The sequence below is a fragment of the Pseudoalteromonas sp. AWH4_217 genome, assembly GCF_056161105.1.
Genome location: NZ_JBSWYM010000003.1, coordinates 55,934 through 77,124 on the forward strand (window position 1 = coordinate 55,934; position 21,191 = coordinate 77,124).

The following is a 21,191-nucleotide window of genomic DNA, read 5'->3' on the forward strand; positions in this document are numbered from 1 at the left end:
GACTCCACGCTAATAAATGGCTGTACAAATAATCTACCGTTCAAAGGTGGTATAGATTAAGGAACACATAATGACACAAAATGAAGGTCCAGCATCGGTTATCCTGGATAACGTCACCAAGCTGATCCACAAAAAAGTTCATGCCGAAAACGTGTCGCTCGTTGAAACTTTTGCCAAAGCCTTGTACAGCAATATGTCTAAAGAGGACTTGGCACATCGTAACGACAGTGACTTATACGGAGCCGCATTGAGTCTTTGGAATTCTCTTGAAAAGAATGCCTCTGACGATGCGGTTATTCGCGTTTTCAACCCTGAAGTCGCCAAAGATGGCTGGCAATCCTCTCACACGATCGTAGAGATCATCGCGAAAGACATGCCATTTTTGGTTGATTCTGTGCGCATGGCGCTTAGCCGTAAAAACATCGTGTCTCACCTACTGTTACATAGCCCGCTTAAAATCAAGCGCGACAGTAATAATAAGATCACTGCACTATCAAATTTAAAAGCAGATCAAGAATCATCGTCGACCAAGACGGTGTTTTTCATTGAGATTGATCGTCAGACCGATGCTAAGGCAATCAAAGAGTTCACCGAGGAACTGGAATCAGTATTAAAAGACGTGTCTGTGGCCGTTGAAGACTGGAAGCCAATCCGCGATAAGCTGGTTGCAGTCAGTAAAGAAATCCCATCGCGTCACCATGACTGCTCTCAGGCAGAAGTCGATGAAGCGGTTGAGTTCCTTGAATGGCTATCTTCAGATAACTTCACCTTTATGGGCTATCGTCAATATGACTTAGTGCCTGTACAAGGGGATCACGAATTACGGGCAGTGCCAGACACCAGCCTGGGTTTGATGAAAAACTCAAGCCACGATGGTGGCCGTCTGCTTTCAGAATTGCCAGAAGTTGCGCGTAAAGAAGCGCGCAGTAAAAACCTGCTGATTTTAACTAAGACTAATTCATTGTCTCGTGTTCATCGTCCAGCTTACATTGATTATGTCGGTATTAAGCGTTTTGACGAGCAGGGCAATGTGATCGGCGAAGACCGCTTCATTGGTTTGTTCTCATCAAGTTTTTATAATAATAGTGCGGCAGATGTACCAGTCCTTAAGAGCAAGATCCAACGCATTATGGAGCAGTGTGACTTTGCTGAAGGGACGCACGCTTACAAGGCGGTACTGAACCTGCTGGAAACGTACCCGCGTGATGAACTCGTGCAGGCCCGCGAAGCCGAGCTATTAGAAGTTGCGACAGGTGTTTTGCAAATTCAGGAACGCGACATGTGTCGTCTGTTCGTCCGCCGTGATGTATACGGACGTTTCTTCTCATGTATGGTCTATGTACCACGTGAGCGCTATAACACGGCACTACGTCGTGAAACTCAAAAGTTATTGGCAGATGCATTTAAGTCCAATGAAAAAGTTGAGTTTACGACCTTTTTCTCAGAGTCCACACTGGCGAGAACGCATTACATCGTGCGTGTGGCAGATAACAGTATTAAGTACAACGTGAAAGACATCGAAAACAATCTGGCAGAAGCCGCTCGCACTTGGGAAGATAAACTACAATCTGCATTGCTTGGCAGTAATGGAGAAACCCGTGGTAACGAGCTAAACCGCAAATATGCTAACGCGTTCCCACACTCATACAAAGATCAGGTTTTACCTAGTGCCGCAGTGGTCGACATTGAGAAGCTGGAGCAACTGAGCGATGAGAAAAAGCTGGAAATGCTTTTCTACCGTCCTCAGGAAGAAGCTAACAGTGAAATCGTACGCCTGAGCCTGTTCCACAAAGACGTTCCTATCCATCTTTCCGATGTTATGCCTATGTTGGAAAACTTTGGCCTGCGCGTCATTGGTGAAACACCTTATGCAATCAAGAGCAGCGATGGTCAGGTAAACTGGATCATGGATTTCTCCATGATGATCGACTCCAAAGGCATTGCTGATTTCGATAAAGTTTCAGCACGTTTTCGCGCCGCATTGACTAACGTGTGGAATAACCGTCTGGAAAGCGATGGTTTTAACCGTATGGTCCTGCTTGGCGGCATGACCGGTCGTGAAGCGTCTATTTTGCGTGCGTATGCTAAGTATATGCGTCAGATCGGTGTGACATTCTCGCAATCTTATATCGAAAATACCTTTGAGCACTATCCACACATCGCAGCGCAAATTGTAGAGCTATTTGTGAAGAAATTCTCTCCTGCAAAGAAAGCGGCACAGAAAACGCTGGACAAGCTGATTGAGAAAATCTACCTGGAACTTGAAAATGTTGCGAACCTGGATGATGACCGTATCATTCGCATGTACGTTGACATGATCAACGCAACACTGCGCACTAACTTCTATCAAAAAGAAGCGGACGGCACAAACAAGTCATATATTTCATTTAAGATTAATCCTCGTGCCATTCCAGAAATGCCACTGCCGTTACCAGCGTTTGAAATCTTCGTCTACTCACCGCGCGTAGAAGGTGTTCACCTGCGTGGTGGCAAGGTAGCTCGTGGTGGTCTTCGCTGGTCTGACCGTCGTGAAGACTTCCGTACCGAAGTTCTGGGTCTGGTTAAAGCGCAGCAGGTTAAAAACACGGTAATTGTACCTGTTGGCTCAAAAGGTGGGTTTGTATGTAAACAACTGCCTAATGATCGAGAGGGCTTCTTTAAAGAAGGCCAGGAATGCTACAAGATGTTTATCCGTGGCCTGTTAGATATCACAGATAACATCAGTCATGGTGAGATAGTACCGCCGGTAGACGTCGTACGTCATGACGAAGATGACCCGTATCTGGTTGTTGCCGCAGACAAAGGCACAGCTACTTTCTCTGATATTGCCAATGGCATTGCTGAAGAATACAACTTCTGGTTGGGTGATGCATTTGCCTCTGGTGGTTCAATTGGTTATGACCACAAGAAAATGGGTATCACAGCGAAAGGTGCCTGGGAGTCGGTTAAACGTCACTTCCGTGAAATGGACATCGACTGTCAGACTACAGATTTCACCGCGGTTGGTATCGGTGACATGGGTGGTGACGTATTTGGTAATGGTATGTTGCTGTCTAAGCACATTCGCCTGCAGGCAGCCTTTAACCACATGCACATTTTCATCGACCCGAACCCGGATGCAGCAAGCTCTTATGTAGAGCGTGAACGCTTGTTTAATCTGCCTCGCTCAAGCTGGGAAGATTACAACAAAGAGCTGATCTCGGAAGGGGGCGGTGTTTTCTCTCGTGCAGCTAAGTCAATTAACCTGACGGCTGAAATGAAAAAGATGCTGGGCACCAAAAAAGTCAGCATGACACCAAACGAGCTGATAAAGGCCCTACTTAAAATGCCGGCTGATCTGTTATGGAACGGCGGTATCGGAACATATATTAAAGCTAAGTCTGAATCCAATGCAGATGTAGGCGACCGTGCGAACGACGGTCTACGTATCGATGGGTCAGAACTGGGTGCTAAGATCTTCGGTGAAGGTGGTAACCTGGGTGCAACGCAACTGGGTCGTATCGAGTTTGCCGAGAAAGGCGGACGCATAAACACCGACTTCATTGATAACGTAGGTGGCGTGGCGTGCTCGGATAACGAAGTAAACATCAAGATCCTGTTGAACGGTCTGGTTGCTGAGGGTGATCTGACTAAGAAGCAGCGTGATGAACTACTGTATGCTATGACGGACGAAGTGTCTGAACTGGTACTGGCTGACTGTTACCGTCAAACACATACCTTGTCTATCACTAAGTCGAAAGGCCCGGCAACACTGAAAGAGAAGATCCGCTTTATCCATGCGCTGGAAAAAGAGGGTAAGCTGGACCGTACCATCGAGTTCCTGCCGACCGATGAAGAGCTGGCTGAGCGTGCTGCGGCAGGTTCTGACCTGACTCGTCCAGAGCTGTCTGTATTGGTTTCTTACTCTAAGATGGTGTTGAAAGAATCACTGGTTGTTGATGAGATTTCGGAGAATCCATACTACCGTCAGCTGTTAGTGAATTCATTCCCGGTGCCTCTGCGTGAGCGCTTTAACGCGGCGATGGATAACCACCCACTGCGTAAAGAAATTATTGCGACTAAACTGGCCAATAACATCGTTAATGATATGGGTCTGAACTTCATGATCCGTATGCACGAAGAAACCGGTGCAACGGAAGCAGAAATTGCGCTGTGCTATTCAATTGCCAGCGAAATTTTTGAAATGAAGGATACCTGGCAGTCAATCGCAGCACTGGATAACCATATTCCTTCGGCTGTTCAGACTGAAATGCTGTATCAGCTACGCCGCACTGTACGTCGTACAACACGTTGGTTCTTGCGTCACCGTAACAAAGGTATGACGATTGAAGAAACCATCGCGTTCTTTGCGCCGACCTTTGCAGATCTAAGCAACAACCTGAACAACTACATGGTTGAAGAAGAAAGTGCACGTTTGGCTGAAAAAGCCGATGCACTTATCGCACAAGGTGTACCAGAGCAAATCGCTATGCGCATTGTTTCTCTGTCTAGCTTGTTCTCAGTCATGGACCTGGCAGAAGTAGCTGCAAACTCGGGTCGCGCGATTGATGTGGTGTCTAACACATACTTCAAACTGGGTGCGAATATGGGTCTGCACTGGTTCCTGGATCAGATCACTGCACAACCTGTTGCAAACCACTGGCAGGCGCTTGCACGTGCCTCTTACCGTGAAGAGCTGGACTGGCAACAACGTGCATTGTCTGAAGTTGTATTGAACAGCTTTGAGGGCGATGACCACGATGTTGATTCACTGATCAATCAGTGGATGGAAAATCAGTCGACCTTGCTGCTACGCTGGCAGCAGATGCTGGCTGAGTTTAAAACGTCGCAAAGCCATGACTTTGCGAAGTTCTCAGTGGCATTGCGTGAACTGATGTTGTTGAGTCACAACTGTGACACTTCCAAATAGAAAATAACCCGTTAAAATACCCCGGCTTTGCTGGGGTATTTTTTTATCCCAGATTTGAAATTGATACCAAGTCGCTTCATTAATTGTCTAACCATTGTGAGGCAAGAAAATCTCGACGATAACCAGGCAAAGATTTTTCTGTTTAGTTGTACAAAAAAAATCTTTTACTTAGTCAGCGGCAGATTTTATCCTTCAGATTGGTTACGCATTAATGTGCTTGGTGTCATACGTTACTAGGAACTTAAGGAGTCTCCATGTTTTATGATTTAGCGCGTCGCTATATGTTCAGTAAAGATGCCGAGTGGGCTCATGATTTTGCACTCGGAAATTTACGCCGCTTCGCGAATACCCCATTAAGTATGACCTGGTCACAGTCACTTCCAAAGAAACCGGTTAATTTTCTGGGTCTCGAGTTTGATAACCCGGTAGGGCTCGCGGCAGGCTTAGACAAAAATGCAGAGTGCATTGATGCGTTCAGCCAGATGGGTTTTGGGTTCATTGAAGTTGGTACAGTTACACCCAGACCCCAGGTTGGCAATGACAAGCCACGCATATTTCGTTTGCCAGAAGCCAATGCCATCATTAACCGCATGGGCTTTAATAACAAAGGGGTTGATAATCTGGTTGCGAATGTTAAAGCAGCTCGCTATCAGGGGATCCTGGGTATCAATATTGGTAAAAACAAAGACACACCAAATGAGCAGGGCAAAGACGACTATATCCATTGTATGCGTAAAGTTTTTGAGCACGCGTCATATATCACAGTCAATATTTCCTCACCTAATACGCCGGGATTGAGGGATTTGCAGTACGGCGAGGCCTTAGATGACTTGTTGCAAAGTCTGAAAAATGAACAGGTTGATTTGATTGAGAAGCATAAGAAGTCGGTTCCTATGCTGGTCAAAATTGCCCCAGATGTGGATGCAGTGCAATTGCAGCAAATTGCTGAGTCGTTAGTGAATAACCGCATCGATGGTGTGATTGCAACCAATACCACATTATCACGCGACGCGGTCAAAGGATTGGAACATGCTGAGGAAGCCGGTGGTTTATCTGGTCGTCCGGTACGTGAAAAGTCCACCCAGGTTGTTAGTGAACTAAAACGAATGACTGAAGGCAAGCTACCTATTATTGGTGTCGGCGGGATCGACAGTGCTGCTGCGGCAAAAGAAAAGCTCAATGCGGGTGCGGATTTAGTACAGGTTTACACAGGTTTTATCTATGAAGGGCCTCAGTTGATCAGAAAGATCGTCACAGAGATCTAAGCAGCTGTTCTATAAGTAATTGAATGTATGTGTAATTAATCTGTAATATTGTGGCGCATACAGCAATGCTTCACTTAAACGATCATTTTTTTGCAAGGATGATCGTTTTTTCCTTATAAAGATCATTCATATAACGCGATGATCTAAAACAATTTGTTATTACAAAAATTTTTACACTGTGATAATTCGCGATATACTTCTGAGCAGGTCTTAAATACGTAACACATTGATATCAGGAGGTCAGTTTTGCAAGCATCCAAAGAGTGGCGTTGGATAAGATGTAGCCACAGAAACAGACTGCTTGTGGACTTAGGCGACGACCTTCAGTTGTGTACGCCGTTTCGTCTAAGACAACTCACGGAAGACTCACTGCACAGCGTCGATATGAGTGTGGATGAGGCCGCCTTCTACCGTAATGTGTACGACTATTTACTCGGATTTAAAGTCTGGTCCGAGCCCCAATGTTGCCAAATTGCACTCAATGCCACCGCGGCTAAATTCCATTTACTCCCCGTGCAAGCCAAAAGCTGGTTTTTTAAAAGCTATACTGGCGGCCAGCCTCTGGTGGATGCCGTTATCACTTTACATTCGAAATGCCAGCCAGGTGAATTCTTGATTGTGGATCATAATCAGGAGAGCAGCCTGTGTATCAATCTTACCCATGGATTTATGTTAGATGAGAACATCGAGCTTGAGCAATTTCAGGCTATAAAAGTGCTCAATGACAGGGTACATCCGCTTATTCAGGCACATAAGCTTACTCAATCAGCCTGATAACAACCCAATCATTCTGGCTTATGTCATATGACTAGGCTGCACACACCGCCGCTTGCTGTGTTATACTCGCTGCAATTGAAATTACTGAGTATTTACATTGCAGTTTATCGCCTTAACGTCTATCGGTATTGAAAACCTGTTGCTTGAAGAGCTTCAGTCTCAGGGACTTGAAGTCGTCAAACAAACTGTCGGTTCAGTTCGCTTTACCGCGGATAGCCTGGCAGTTCAAAAATTCTGTATGACCACGCGTTTCGCAACGCGTGTGATGATGCTGATTGATGAGCACGAAAACATCAACAACAAAGATGACTTGTATAAATTTGCTCGCTTTCAGGGTTGGCAGGAATGGTTTGGTCCAAAACAGACGTTTGCGATTGAATTTAACGGCACTAACCGGGAACTGAAAAACACCCAATTTTCTGGCCTGGTGATCAAAGATGCCATTGTTGATTATTTTCAGGACCTGTACGAGCAACGTCCATCAGTCGATAAGCAAGATGCCAATGTTCGCGTTATCGCGAAGCTCAATAAGCAAAAGATTGCGCTTTATATAGATTATTCTGGTCCGCGTCTGTCGGACAGAGGTTATCGCACCAAACAGGGTAGAGCACCTATCCGCGAAAATCTGGCTGCCGCTTTGGTGCAGCGCAGTGGTTGGCTGAGCGATACATCAAAACCTCTGTTTGATCCGTGCTGTGGTTCAGGCACTTTACTGATTGAAGCAGCCAGTATGGCACTAAACATCCCTGCCAATCTGAACAAAGATTTTGCCTTCAAGCGCTTACCAGGTTTTCGTGACGCTAAATTTAAGGAACTGAAAACTGAGTTAAAACAGGCGCAAGTGGATAAACCCTTATGGATCATTGGTCAGGATATTGATGTCCAGGTCTTGGATACCGCCAGAGGAAATGCGAAGCGAGCCGGACTGGAGGACATCATTCGTTTTAGCGAAGGGGATGCCAGTAAACTGACCTGTGTTGCTAAGCGCCCGGGGACATTACTAAGTAACTTACCTTATGGTGAGCGTTTAGGGTCAATGGCGGAGCTGATTAACTTATATAGAGGCATGGGCGAGCGCTTTAAAAAGCATTACAAAGACTGGTCTTTGGCGTTACTTGGCACAGATGAAGCACTGTTTAAAACGCTGAAACTGTCGTCGAAAAAACGCTATAAGTTTAAAAACGGTCCGCTCGATGTTGCACTGTATCTGTATGACATGGACGAGCGTCAGGTGGCACAAAATGAACAGTCGGGGGCGTTGCATTTTGAGCAATCCCGGGCATTTGCTAACCGTGTTAAAAAGAACAAGCAATCATTAAAAAGCTGGCTTAAAAAAGAACAGGTCCAGGCTTATCGTGTCTATGATGCCGATATTCCAGAGTATAATGTCGCAGTGGATGTCTATGGTGACAGTGCTGTGGTGTTTGAGTATGCTGCACCGAAAGAAATAGACGAGCAGATTGCAAATAAACGCCTCCAAGACATCATTACTTTGACTGCTGAGACCTTAGATATCGACCCCAGCAATATTGCGGTTAAGGTACGTAAGAAACAAAAAGGCCAGGAGCAGTATAACGCGCTCAGTAAACAAAACCGGGTACAAGTAGTTGAAGAGTTTGGCGCCAAGTTCAAAGTTAACTTGTTCGATTACCTGGACACCGGATTGTTCTTAGATCACCGACTGGCCAGACGCTATATTCAGCAAAATGCCAAGAACAAACGTGTACTTAACTTGTTTGCATATACCGGCAGTGCGTCGGTCCACGCGGCACTTGGTGGCGCAAAAGCCGTGACTACCGTCGATATGTCTAAAACTTACCTGAAGTGGGCAGAAGAGAACTTCGCGTTAAATGAGTTGCGTAACCCACGTTTTAGGTTTGAGCAGGCAGATTGTCTTAAGTGGCTTGAACATGCGCAGGGCCAATATGATTTGATCTTCCTCGATCCGCCGACCTTTTCGAATTCAAAGCGTATGAAAGAGGTGTTTGACGTTCAGCGCGACCATATCCAGCTGCTTGAATGGGTGAAGAAAATTCTTAGCCCGGGTGGTACTTTGCTGTTCTCCAATAACAAGCGAGGCTTTAAAATGGATGAAGTCGGTCTGATGGGATTAGGCCTCAAAGCAGAGAATGTATCAGATAAAACCTTGTCGCCGGATTTCAAGCGTAATAAACAAATCCACAACAGCTGGTTGATCACCCATGGCTAAACTCACATTATTTTATACTGACGGTTGTCATCTTTGTGAGCAGGCTTATGAGCTGGTACTCAGGTGTGTCACCAGTGATGTTGTCATACATAAGGACATAGTGGACGATCCTCAGCTGATGGCTGAATATCAGACATCAATTCCCGTACTTAAGTCAACAGAGAGTGCCAGAACCCTGTTCTGGCCTTTTACAGAACAAGATATAAAAGAGTTGTTAAAGTAAGATGGATTTAATCAGAATAGCGAGAGCCCAGCTGGCTTTTGGTACTCACCCCTTGTTAGACCAAGCCGACGCGGTGATTGAAGCCGGAGAGCGGGTCTGTATTGTTGGCCGTAACGGCGCCGGAAAGTCAACCCTGCTAAAAGTGCTGGATGGCCAGGTTCAACTGGATGATGGAGAAATCAACCGGGTATCAGGGTTAAAAGTTTCACGGTTGGAGCAAGATCCGCCGAAAGGTGCACAGGGCAGTGTATTCGATTACGTAGCCGGTGGCCTGCCTGATATCGCCCAACTGCTAATTGACTATCATAACGTCAGTGAAGCCTTGCAGAGCGATCATTCGAGTAATCTTTTGAGTCGACTTGAGCGTTTATCCGCAGACATTGAAGCGAAAGATGCCTGGCGGTTTGAAAGTCGTATCAAGCTTGTTCTAACTCAATTACAGCTTACGGCCAATATGAAACTAGAAAAGTTATCTGGTGGCTGGTTACGAAAAGTGGCTCTGGCAAAGGCTTTGGTGAGCGATCCAGATCTGTTATTGCTGGATGAACCGACCAACCACCTTGACATGAGCAGTGTTGAATGGCTTGAACAGTTTTTGAAAGAGTTCAAAGGCGGGATTGTTTTTATATCTCACGACCGGGCATTTATCCGCGGTGTTGCGACTCGTATTCTTGATCTGGACCGCGGTAAGCTTATCTCTTATCCGGGAGATTATGCTAAGTACCTGGAGCAAAAAGCGCACGACCTAAAAGTTGAAGAAGCACAAAACGCCTTATTTGACAAAAAACTAGCCGAGGAAGAGGCTTGGATCCGACAAGGGATCAAAGCGCGTCGTACTCGCAATGAAGGCCGTGTCAGAGCCCTCAAAGCACTGCGGGTAGAGCGTAAGCAACGGGTTGAGCAAGTTGGCAAGACTGACTTTAACATTGAATCAGCTGAACGTTCAGGCAAATTGGTATTTGAGGCGCAACATATTGGCCATGCCTTCAAAGATAAACGCATAGTCGATGAATTCTCGACTCTGGTTATGCGCGGCGATCGGGTTGGCTTAATTGGTCCCAACGGAGTAGGTAAAACGACGCTACTCAAAATTCTCTTTGGTGATATAGCTCCGGATAAAGGTAAAGTAAAACAGGGCGTTAACCTTGAAGTTGCTTATTTTGACCAATACCGGGAAAAGCTGGACGAGGAGAAAACGGTTCAGGACAATGTCGCGGAAGGTAAGCAGGAAGTACAAATGGGGGGCCGAAGCCGCCATGTTCTGGGGTATCTGCAAGACTTCTTGTTCCCGCCAGCGAGAGCGCGCACGCCGGTTAAAGCATTGTCGGGTGGAGAGAAGAACCGCCTGCTGTTGGCCAAGCTATTCCTCAAGCCTTCAAACGTTTTGGTACTGGATGAGCCAACCAATGACTTGGATATCGAAACACTGGAATTGCTGGAAGAGATCATCAACCAGTACCAGGGAACAATCCTGATTGTTAGTCACGACAGGGAATTTATTGATAATACCTGTAACAGTGTATGGGCGTTTGAAGGCCAGGGCAAAGTCACGGAGATTGTCGGTGGCTTTAGTGATTTTGAGGCGTACCGGGCGCAACGGCTTGAGCAGCAAAAAGCGTTGGAAAAGCTCGACAAAGAGAAGCAGCAAGCGAGCGATAACAAAAAAGCCGCCAATAAAAACAAATCAGGCAAGTTAAGCTACAAATTAAAGCTTGAACTGGAAGCATTGCCGGGTAAAGTAGAGGCTCTGGAAAACGAGCTGGAAGAGCAACAAAACCTGGTGAATTCACCGGAGTTTTTTAAGCAAGATCCTGAAACGACCCAAACCGCGTTGAACCATTTGGCTGACCTTGAGTCCAAGCTTGAAGCCGCGTTTGAGCGTTGGGAAGAATTAGAAGCATTACAGAATCAGTAGTAAGGATTGAAATGAAATATTCACTTATGGCCGCCAGTATTATTTTCGGCCTATCTGGTCAGGCAATTGCCGCACCGTACAAACTCACTGAATTACCAACCAGCGACATTGGCAAAATGCATTATGTCTCTGATGTTAACGAAAGTGGTGACGCCATTGGCCGTGTGACAGGTTTGTATAACTTGCCAGTCGACATTAGCTATATTGATTTTTCGGACACGTCGCTCACCGAATATTACGAACTCTACAAGGATCAATCAGTAAAGAAAGGTGAAACCATCGAATTCACCTTAGATGATATAGAAAATGGTGACGCGCTTTCAACAGATGCAGATGCGCACACTTTTATGCTGAGCTATTTATCGTCTAATACGCAAAGTGCTAGCGCTGAATTTCAGAAAATCAGTTCTGTTGCTGGGCTTGAATTCACCGGTACCACTACTAATTTGATTGACATTTTTGATGTAGAGTCGCCCGACTATGCGGGACTGACACGTTCCGTCAGTAATGCAATGACTGCCATCGCGGCAGATGGCACTGTGGTAGCCTGGGGGTCTGCGCCTTTTAAAAAAATCACGTTTACCCCTGACGGAGAGAGTGAGGCAAAAACCTATTTTGTTCGTGACTGGCATGCGCGTGGGATAGTGATCTCTCCAGGTGGCAAGCGTGTTACTCTTGAGCCCCCGTTTACTGAATATGGCGGCTACAGCATTGCAAATGATATAACCCTGACAGACGAAGGTAACTACCTGATCGTTGGTCAGGCATCTGTGGGCCTACCTGAAAACAGTCAAACCACGATTACTGACAACTGTGATGATAAAGATGAGCCTGAAGCGGTGTGTATCTGGCGTCAGGGACGAGGTGTCTATGATCTGCGAGCTTACCAATGGACGTTGGATAAAGATTTCAATGTCATTGATACAAAAGATCTGGGTATTGGTCTGGAGCGTAAGGATGATGAAAACAACCCGTTCTATAGTTCTGCATTTGCCATCAATAAAGCAGGTATTGCCGTAGGTAAGTCCAGAGTCAGGATTGACGATAGCCTCAAGGCCTTTGAAGAGCCAGGCTATTATCAGGATGGTCAGTTTTTCACTTTGCGCGAGCATGATGACATTTATCAGGCAGGGTTTGCTGTTGATATCAACGACAGCAATGTGATTGCGGGATACGTAGGCAGGCAGAACCAGGGCTCTTTATTCGACGTGACCGGGTATTACTACGACATGAATGATAAAAAGTTTGTAGAGCTCCCTACCTATTTCAATGGCTCAGACACTTTTGTCAGAGACATTAATAATGCTGGATATATGGTTGGTCAAGGCGAGGTTGAGAAAAATGTAACTAGTCCTCGCTATGAAGGTTTCATGTATAAAATCGGTGATGAGAAGCTAACTAACATCAATGATTTACTGCCTTGTAAAAGCGATGACTTTCCATATACCGTATCCGAAGCGATCCGCATCACGGATGACAATACTATATATGCAGTTGCAACCAAAACGGTTGGAAAGCTAGACTCGCTGGGAAAACCAGATAAAGACGCGAATGGCAATGATGCATCAGAGTCAATTGTGGTGTCTGTGGTGCTGACTCAAACCGGTAGCACAGAGTTGGAGCAGTGTGCTGAGCCGGAAGCGGAAACGTACGAGCGTCAGTCTGCTTCTTTGAGCTGGCTATCTATGCTTGCGCTGCCTTTGGCATGGACACGTCGCAGACGCCGCAGATAATACCTGTTAGCAAGGGCCCAATCGTCCGCGGCTGTGCCCTTGTTATTTGCCGGATTTAGCATACAAACACAGAGTTTTAAAACTTCTTACTGGTTTTTTGAGTGGAAACTGCCAGCCAGGTCTACACACCTTCCTATATACTTTTAATTGCTCAGAATTTAGCAAGTTATTGTCAATTTCAGACATGATCGTCTGATCTGAATTGACAATTGACCACGACAAAGTATTCATTGCTGTTCTATTTTTACTCTGCTTTTTTATTCATTGTAAGCGAGTCCTATCTTCGTAAAAAAGTAACGGATAAAAAGACTGCCACTAAAGTGTTAAATAATTAAATTATAGCCATCCTTACGTCTGTTCTTACCAGTGCCGTTTGTAAACAATAAATTCCAACCGGGAACGTTCCAAATATATTGTTATTCATAAAAGTGCAACAAATAAATAATCTTCATAATAAACAAGGGGGTAGTGAATTTCTGGTGTGTTCGCAACAATAGAGGTTAAATAGTAATGTACTAGATTATTATTTTTAACTAGTTACTTGTTATGTTTTTTTACATCGCTACACTGCCTCCGCCTGCACCGATGATAGGAAATAATGTCATTTCCATTGATGTCAGGTTAAAAAATAAAACAAGTGAGGATGCATTTATGCAACTAGTTAACATAAAGACGCCAACTGTTAAGGTCAGTGCAATAGCATTGGCATTAGCTGCACACCAGGCCAATGCGGCGGTGGATTGTAGTGAACTACCGCAGTGGCAAGCAAGTCAGGTGTATACGTCTGGTCATCAGGTGCAACAAGATAACATTGCTTTTGAGGCAAATTGGTGGAATCGATCATCACCTAAGCTGCGCTCCGGGCAATGGCAGGAATGGCGCAAGCTGGGAGAGTGCCTGGGAGGTGAGCAACCCAACCAATCACCTGTGATTGACCTGAAGCAACCGGATGGTGATATGAAGGTGACAGAAGGCGAAAAGCTTCAGTTTGTTTTCAGTGCACACGACAGCGATGGCGTCGTCAAGCAGGTTTCAGTCTATCACAATGATGTTTTGGTCAAAGTACTGGACCAGGCTCCTTATGTGCTCAACTGGAAGGCGCGTGTTGGTGAGCATGTTTTCAATGCTGTTGCGATTGATGACGATGGTGCAAAGTCGGTATCGGCAAAGCGCTCAGTGCAGGTGACGGCCGTACCGCCGGAAGAAAAAAACACTGCACCTGTGTCACGTCTGACAGCTGAGTTACCTAGTGAACTGGAAGTTGGGAGTGTGGTTCGCCTCACATTGCGAAGTCACGATAAAGAAAATGACAGTTTAACTCAGGTACTGACGCTTAATGGTCAAGAGATTAAACGGACAGAACTGACGGAAGCGCAATATGAATGGTCAGCTGCGTCAGCTGGGCGCCATGAGTTTACTTTGCAGGCAACGGACGAGCATGGTCTGGTGTCAGAAACCATCACGCGTACTTTTATTGTGAAAGCGTCGGAGGACGATCAAACAAATCAGCTGGACTGTTTGCCGGCCGGTCTATATCGCACACCCGGCGTAACCAGTGCCTATTGTGATGTATACGATAGCGAAGGTCGGGAGAAGATGGGGGCTGACCATCCCCGGCGCGTGATTGGTTACTTTACCAGCTGGCGCCATGGCAAAAATAACCAGCCAAGCTATCTGGTCAATGATATCCCCTGGGACAAGATCACTCACATCAACTATGCCTTTGCCCATGTAAATAGCCAGAATGAGCTAAGTATTGGCGACCCTAAAGCTGAGGGCAACGCTGCAACCAATATGACTTGGCCGGGCGAAGCCGGTGCCGAAATGGATCCAAGTCTGCCCTATACCGGTCACTTTAACTTATTGAATCGTTACAAAAAGCAGTATCCACACGTCAAAACTATGATCTCTGTGGGCGGCTGGGCTGAGACGGGCGGTTACTTTGACGAAACAGGCAACCGCGTCAACAGCGGTGGGTTCTACACCATGACCACCCACGCCGATGGCAGTATTAATCACGAAGGGATACAAGCATTTGTCGCCAGCTCTGTGGCCTTCTTACGTCAGTATGGCTTCGATGGACTGGACATTGACTACGAATACCCGTCATCAATGAAGGACTCGGGCCACCCTGAAGATTTTGAGATCAGTAACCAGCGCCGTGCTGGACTGAATCAGTCTTATCAGGTGCTGATGAAATCTTTGCGCGAAGCGCTGGATAAAGCGGGTGAGCAGGATGGTAAGCACTATATGCTGACCATAGCGTCTCCTTCTTCGGGTTACTTGTTAAGAGGCATGGAAACGTTTCAGACTGCACAGTACCTGGATTTTGTGAACATCATGAGTTACGACCTGCACGGTGCCTGGAATGACCATGTTGGCCACAACGCGCCTTTGTATGATACCGGTAAAGACACTGAGCTGAAAACCTGGAATGTATACGGTACCAAAGAGTTTGGTGGTATTGGCTACCTCAACACAGATTGGGCCGTGAATTATTTCAGAGGTGCATTACCAGCCGGGCGGATCAACATAGGTATTCCCTATTACACCCGTGGATTTAAGGATGTGCGTGGTGGTGAAAATGGTCTTTGGGGTCGTGCACCATTGCCTGATCAAAACGCCTGTCCGAAAGGAACAGGGATCGGTGAGAAGAACAAATGTGGTAACGGTGCCATTGGCATCGACAACCTGTGGCATGACATTGAAAATGGTCAGGAAGTCGCGGCGGGCTCGAACCCCTTATGGCACGCCAAAAACCTGCAACATGGTATCAATCCAAGTTATCTGGCTGACTATGGCCTGACGCCTGCTACAGATCCGGATGATGTGATGCGAGGCGACTATGTGCGGCATTACGATGACATCGCTGTCGCGCCCTGGTTGTACAACGCACAGAAAAAAGTCTTCTTGTCGATGGAAGATACTGAATCCATGCAAACCAAGCTTAATTATGTGCTTGAAAAAGGCCTGGGTGGCGTGATGTTTTGGGAGCTTGCAGGCGACTTCGACTACCATGCGGACAAAGGTGAGTACTTCATGGGCTCTACCATGACTAGCCTTGCTTACAACACCTTCAATCAAAGTGGCACAGAGTACGCTACGGCACAGGGTGATGCCGAGTTTGTAGTGCCTGAGTCAGCGGTTGATATTCGCTTTAACGCCAAAGACTTCCCGGTTGGCGATCAGAACTACCCGATCAGACCTACATTCGCATTCACTAACCACTCAGAGCTGGACCTGAGCGGCGCAACCATCAGCTTCAATGTACCAGTCTCAACCTCTGCGATTTTCAAGTCCAACTGGAATGCTCGCAAAAAGCTGGGCATGAAAGTAGAGCACGATGCCAGCAATGCACGCGGTAACAACATTGGTGGTTTTGACAACGCATTCCATCGCTTCTCAATCACCCTGAAAAACGAGTGGGGTGGTCAGCTGGAGTCGTTTAAGCCGGGGGAGACCGTAAATGCCCAGGTGATGTACTACATGCCTATCACGGGACCTGTCAACTTTGTCATCGAAAAAGACGGCAAGCAATACGCCTTCAGTAGCGAATACCCTCAGTTGCCTGTAGCGAAAAAGTCGGACGACACATCCGGTGGTAATCCACCATCCGGCACGCTTTGCGAAGGGGTTGAGCTGAGAAATATCAATCATTACCCACAGTGGCCGCGCACCAACTGGGCCGGTACACCAAGCCATGCGCTCGGTGGCGATATGCTGATCCACAACGGTTACGTTTACAAAGCCAAGTGGTGGACCAATGCCACGCCATCCAATGGTGGTGCCTGGCAGCAGGTTTGCTCGCTGTAATCCTCAATAAATAGCGGTGGCATAACTGCCACCGCAGGAGATAACCCTATGAAATATAATAAAACTCTATCGGCTATGGCCGTGGGGATGACCTTGGCTGCTGCCAATCAGGCGCTTGCACATGGCTATATGGACTTTCCCAAGGCCCGTCAGGCGATTTGTCAGGAGCAGGGCGGGTTCTGGTGGCCAAAAGATGGTTCCAAGATCCCCAATGCAGCCTGCCGCGCCGCATTTTTGAAATCCGGCCATGTGCAGTTTATCCAGAAACATGAATTTGCCGTCAATACGGCAGAGTTTAACGATCAAAGCGCGGTTGAGGCGAATATTCCCGGTGGGACTTTATGCCATGCCGGCGATAAAAACAAAGCGGGCATGGGTTTACCTTCGAAAGACTGGCAGACAACCCCAGTAACGGTCGACAGTCAGGGGCAAATCAAGATCCGTTATCGGGCTACAACGCCACACAATCCCAGTTTTTGGCAGTTTTATCTGACCAAGCCGGGTGTTGATTTTAAAAGCAAAGCACTTAGCTGGGCTGATCTGGAGCTGGTGCAAAGTCATGGCAATATTGACTTTTTTATGGCGCCCGACGGCAAACGTTACTACGAGATGACAGTGGCCATTCCCGAGCGTTTTTCGGGCGATGCTGTCCTGTACAGTCGCTGGCAACGGGATGATGTGGTCGGAGAAGGTTTTTACAACTGCAGTGATATTACTATCATCAGAGACGCTGACCCCCAGCCGCCACAAAGCTGGCATAGCACCGGGTATTATCTGCGTCAGGGGCAGCAGGCCAATATTGGCGACACGGTCTGGCTGCGGGCGTTCGACGGCAACGGCAAAGAACTTATTCAGGAAAAGCTCACCATTTCTGAGCAGCGTCTTGCTGACTGGCCAGCGTATTTTGCGACTCAGCTGAATGAGGCGTTTGCTTCGCTGATCCGTATTGGCGTGCAGGATGAACATGGCAATATTCACTTTGATGCAACTAGCCTGGCGAGTAATCAGGTTTTTGTTACTGATCAGACGCATAGCTTCAACCTCAGTGTGGTGGCTAAACCTGCGAATACACCACCTACGGTACATACCCCGGCAATATTGACTGTACAGGAAGAGCAAAGCGCTCATTTGCATGTGCATGCTTTCGATGATCAGCAAAGCACACTGCATTTCGACTGGCAGCTACCGGCTCAGATCAGTTACACCGGCACCGGCTCAACCATCACAGTCACGGCCCCACAGGTTGATAAAGACACGCAGTTTAGTGGCAAAGTCACCGTCTCTGACGGACAGCTAAGCACCTCAGTCAATGTGGTCATTGCGGTGACTAATCAGGATACGGCTCCGACACCGCCTGAAAGCGATGCCTGGCAGGCGGATAAGGTTTATACCGGTGGAGACATTGTCAGCTTTAACGGCAGTCAATACCGGGCCAAGTGGTGGGTTCGCGGACAGCGGCCAGACAGCAGCCATGCCTGGGAGCGTATTGTGTCACCTTCTGAACCAAAAGACCAATGGCAAGCCTCCGTGGCTTATGCCGGCGGCGCAATTGTGCGCTATCAGGGCGAGCGTTATCAGGCGCGCTGGTGGACCCGAGGCCAGCAACCTGGCAAACACAGCGTGTGGAAAAAACTATAACAACGAACGAGGAAAAAACATGTTTAACTATTTGATAAGTGCGGCTGCGGTCGCGTCAGCATTATCGGTAGCGACAGCAGTCGCTGCGCCATCAACTCCGAGCATTAACTGGAAACCGCAAAACTACTCCTTCGTTGATGTGAACATTTATGGCAGAGGTTCCTACAAACAACTGATCCAGGCCAAAGAAGTGGTCGATATCGCCATTGAATGGAATGCCTGGTCGGGCAAAGGGGGTGACAGTTACAAAGTATACTTTGATGACAAGGTGGTCAATGAAGGACAGCTGGCGAAAGGCACCACCAGCGGGGTGATCCGCTTCCCTTACCATAAATCAGGGCGTCATGAATTGCGTATTGCATTGTGTGATGCGTCGGGCTGTGCCACCTCTGCCAGCAAGCCTATCGTGATCGCGGATACCGATGGCGGACACCTGGAGCCGCTTAAGCTGAACGTCAACCCCAATAACAAAAAGTATGACACCGACCCGAATACTGTGGTAGGTGCCTATTTTGTTGAGTGGGGAATATATGGCCGAAACTTTGATGTGACCCAAATCCCGGCAGATAACCTGACCCACCTTTTATATGGTTTTATTCCGATTTGTGGCCCGAATGATTCGCTGGCTGAGATAGAAAATGGCAATAGTCTGCGCGCTTTAAAGCTGGCCTGTGGCAGCTCTGAAGACTATGAAGTGGTGATCCACGACCCCTGGGCTGCGGTGCAAAAGGCACTGCCTGGGATCAGCAGTAAAGATCCAATTCGTGGCACCTATGCGCAATTAATGGCGCTGAAACAACGCAACCCGGATCTGAAGATCTTGCCTTCGGTGGGGGGGTGGACTTTGTCAGACCCATTTTTTGATTTTACGGACAAAGCAAACCGCGACACCTTTGTGAAGTCAATGCGCGAGTTCCTGACCACCTGGAAATTCTATGACGGCGTGGACATTGACTGGGAATTCCCCGGTGGTGATGGTGCTCACCCTGATTTGGGCGCCAGCACGGATGGCGAAACCTATGTGTTACTGATGAAAGAACTCAGAGAGATGTTGGATGAGCTGGAAATTCAAACCGGTCGTGAATACGAATTAACTTCAGCCATTGGTACCGGCTGGGACAAAATCGAAGATGTCGATTATCGCGATGCGGCGCAGTACATGGACTACATCTTTGCCATGACCTATGACTTTTACGGTGGCTGGAACAATGAAACAGGCCACCAGACTGGCATTTACTGTGGTTCACACCTGAGTTCAGATGAATGCCGGGGCACGGGTGTTGATGAGCAAGGTGAGGCAAGAAAAGGTCCTGCTTATACCCTGGATAATGCAATTCAGTTATTACTTAAGCAAGGTGTTCCCAGCGAAAAACTGGTCGTCGGTGCAGCCATGTACGGACGTGGCTGGGAAGGTGTTTATCCAAAAAATGCCAAAATCGCTGATAACCCGATGACGGCACCAGCCAATGGTAAGTTGCGTGGCAGCACGTCACAGGGGGTTTGGGAAGCAGGTGTCATTGACTATAAGGGCCTAAAGGCGCACATGATTGGCAGTGGTGAGCAGGGCATTAATGGCTTTGAAGTGGGTTATGACACCACAGCCGAAGCGGCCTATGTGTGGAATCGCGATACAGGGACGCTGGTGACCTATGACAGCCCGCGTTCGGTCAAAGCCAAGGGGCAGTATGTCCGTGAACACAATCTGGGTGGTTTGTTTGCCTGGGAAATTGATGCGGATAATGGCGATATTCTCAATGCGATGCACGAAGGTTTGGCTGGGAAAGTGACTGAGCCAGTGCCTGTAAACAAAGCACCCATAGTCACTATGCCGGCTAACCTGACGTTGGCGGCGGGTGACATCTATATCCTTACTGCCGACGCGCGAGATCCGGAAGGTAAGGCACTGACGTATCGCTGGTCAGGCGATGCTCAGCTGAATCTGCAAAGCGAGCATGACAGCGTTATCGTGACAGCGCCGAATGTCACTCAGGACGCGGTGTTTACGGTCACCTTGCAGGTTTCTGATGGGGTGAACCAGGTACAGCGCCAAGTCAGAGTAATGGTGAAAGCCCCTGAGGTTGAAAACAAAGCACCAGTTGTTGGAGAAATAGCGAGTATTCGCCTGGATGAAAAGTCCAGCAAAACGCTGACTGTGGGGGCCACTGATCCGGAAGGTAAAGTTCTGAGTTATCGATGGAATGTGCCGGGTCACGCAATCAGCGGTCAGGGCGCATCTGTCACCCTGACGGCCTCCGAAGTAGATAAAACACAGACTGTGACCGGCACTGTGACCGTCAGCGATGGCGTCCATGAAGTGCAACGTCAATTCAACGTCACCGTGAAAAATCTGGCTGAAACACCGAAGCCGACACCAGGTGACGGCAACACCACCTGGGATGCCAACAAAGTGTATGTAGGCGGCGACAAGGTGTTTTACAAAGGTGTGGAATATCGCGCTCGCTGGTGGACACGAGGTGCGCAGCCTTCCAATGGCGGTGTGTGGCAGGAGATCATCCCAGACGATGGCAAAGTGCGTGCCTGGCGCAGTGACCTGGTTTATACCGGCGGTGACAAAGTAACACATGACGGCGAAACCTGGCAGGCACGCTGGTGGACCCGAGGTCAGACGCCTGGCAGTAACGGTGTGTGGCGCAAGCTTTAAATTAACCGCTGTTACGGATAACGCCTGTGAGCGCAGGGATGCGCTTC

The 21,191-nt window shown here is 47.6% G+C and carries 10 protein-coding genes; all 10 read left to right on the forward strand.

Going from position 1 to position 21,191, the window contains the following annotated elements; all coding sequences use genetic code 11:
* Window positions 1–70 precede the first annotated feature (70 nt).
* The gene (locus ACXAH1_RS03685; protein ID WP_475193902.1) at window positions 71–4,909 is read left to right on the forward strand and encodes an NAD-glutamate dehydrogenase; all 4,839 of its coding nucleotides are present in this window, start codon (window positions 71–73) and stop codon (window positions 4,907–4,909) included.
* 254 nt (window positions 4,910–5,163) lie between these two features.
* Complete coding sequence (gene pyrD, locus ACXAH1_RS03690) at window positions 5,164–6,174, forward strand: quinone-dependent dihydroorotate dehydrogenase (protein ID WP_475193906.1); 1,011 nt, start codon at window positions 5,164–5,166, stop codon at window positions 6,172–6,174.
* Window positions 6,175–6,420: 246 nt separating this feature from the next.
* Complete coding sequence (locus tag ACXAH1_RS03695; protein WP_253045610.1) at window positions 6,421–6,948, forward strand: cell division protein ZapC domain-containing protein; 528 nt, start codon at window positions 6,421–6,423, stop codon at window positions 6,946–6,948.
* A 100-nt stretch (window positions 6,949–7,048) separates the two neighbouring features.
* Window positions 7,049–9,160: a bifunctional 23S rRNA (guanine(2069)-N(7))-methyltransferase RlmK/23S rRNA (guanine(2445)-N(2))-methyltransferase RlmL gene (gene rlmKL, locus ACXAH1_RS03700; RefSeq protein ID WP_475193908.1), complete on the forward strand. Its 2,112-nt coding sequence runs from the start codon at window positions 7,049–7,051 to the stop codon at window positions 9,158–9,160.
* On the forward strand, window positions 9,153–9,383 hold the full coding sequence (locus tag ACXAH1_RS03705; RefSeq protein WP_475193911.1) for a glutaredoxin family protein: 231 nt from the start codon (window positions 9,153–9,155) through the stop codon (window positions 9,381–9,383). The genes rlmKL and ACXAH1_RS03705 overlap by 8 nt, the downstream gene beginning before the upstream one ends.
* Window position 9,384: 1 nt before the next feature.
* Window positions 9,385–11,298 carry an ATP-binding cassette ATPase Uup gene (gene uup, locus ACXAH1_RS03710; RefSeq protein WP_253045605.1) on the forward strand — a complete coding sequence of 638 codons (1,914 nt, stop codon included), beginning with the start codon at window positions 9,385–9,387 and terminating at the stop codon, window positions 11,296–11,298.
* A gap of 11 nt (window positions 11,299–11,309) precedes the next feature.
* Window positions 11,310–13,031, forward strand: coding sequence for a DUF3466 family protein (locus tag ACXAH1_RS03715; protein ID WP_475193917.1), 1,722 nt, complete (start codon window positions 11,310–11,312; stop codon window positions 13,029–13,031).
* Between the two features lie 651 nt (window positions 13,032–13,682).
* The gene (locus tag ACXAH1_RS03720; protein WP_475193921.1) at window positions 13,683–16,844 is read left to right on the forward strand and encodes a glycosyl hydrolase family 18 protein; all 3,162 of its coding nucleotides are present in this window, start codon (window positions 13,683–13,685) and stop codon (window positions 16,842–16,844) included.
* 48 nt (window positions 16,845–16,892) lie between these two features.
* The gene (locus ACXAH1_RS03725; RefSeq protein WP_475193922.1) at window positions 16,893–18,482 is read left to right on the forward strand and encodes a lytic polysaccharide monooxygenase; all 1,590 of its coding nucleotides are present in this window, start codon (window positions 16,893–16,895) and stop codon (window positions 18,480–18,482) included.
* Window positions 18,483–18,501: 19 nt separating this feature from the next.
* Window positions 18,502–21,144, forward strand: coding sequence for a glycosyl hydrolase family 18 protein (locus ACXAH1_RS03730; protein WP_475193924.1), 2,643 nt, complete (start codon window positions 18,502–18,504; stop codon window positions 21,142–21,144).
* The last annotated feature ends 47 nt before the right edge of the window (window positions 21,145–21,191 follow it).

Bases quoted from the DNA above. Each gene is read 5' to 3' on its own strand.
- ACXAH1_RS03685 (WP_475193902.1), top strand. From the start codon at position 71: ATGACACAAAATGAAGGTCCAGCATCGGTTATCCTGGATAACGTCACC.
- pyrD (WP_475193906.1), top strand. From the start codon at position 5,164: ATGTTTTATGATTTAGCGCGTCGCTATATGTTCAGTAAAGATGCCGAG.
- ACXAH1_RS03705 (WP_475193911.1), top strand. From the start codon at position 9,153: ATGGCTAAACTCACATTATTTTATACTGACGGTTGTCATCTTTGTGAG.
- uup (WP_253045605.1), top strand. From the start codon at position 9,385: ATGGATTTAATCAGAATAGCGAGAGCCCAGCTGGCTTTTGGTACTCAC.
- ACXAH1_RS03715 (WP_475193917.1), top strand. From the start codon at position 11,310: ATGAAATATTCACTTATGGCCGCCAGTATTATTTTCGGCCTATCTGGT.
- ACXAH1_RS03720 (WP_475193921.1), top strand. From the start codon at position 13,683: ATGCAACTAGTTAACATAAAGACGCCAACTGTTAAGGTCAGTGCAATA.
- ACXAH1_RS03725 (WP_475193922.1), top strand. From the start codon at position 16,893: ATGAAATATAATAAAACTCTATCGGCTATGGCCGTGGGGATGACCTTG.
- ACXAH1_RS03730 (WP_475193924.1), top strand. From the start codon at position 18,502: ATGTTTAACTATTTGATAAGTGCGGCTGCGGTCGCGTCAGCATTATCG.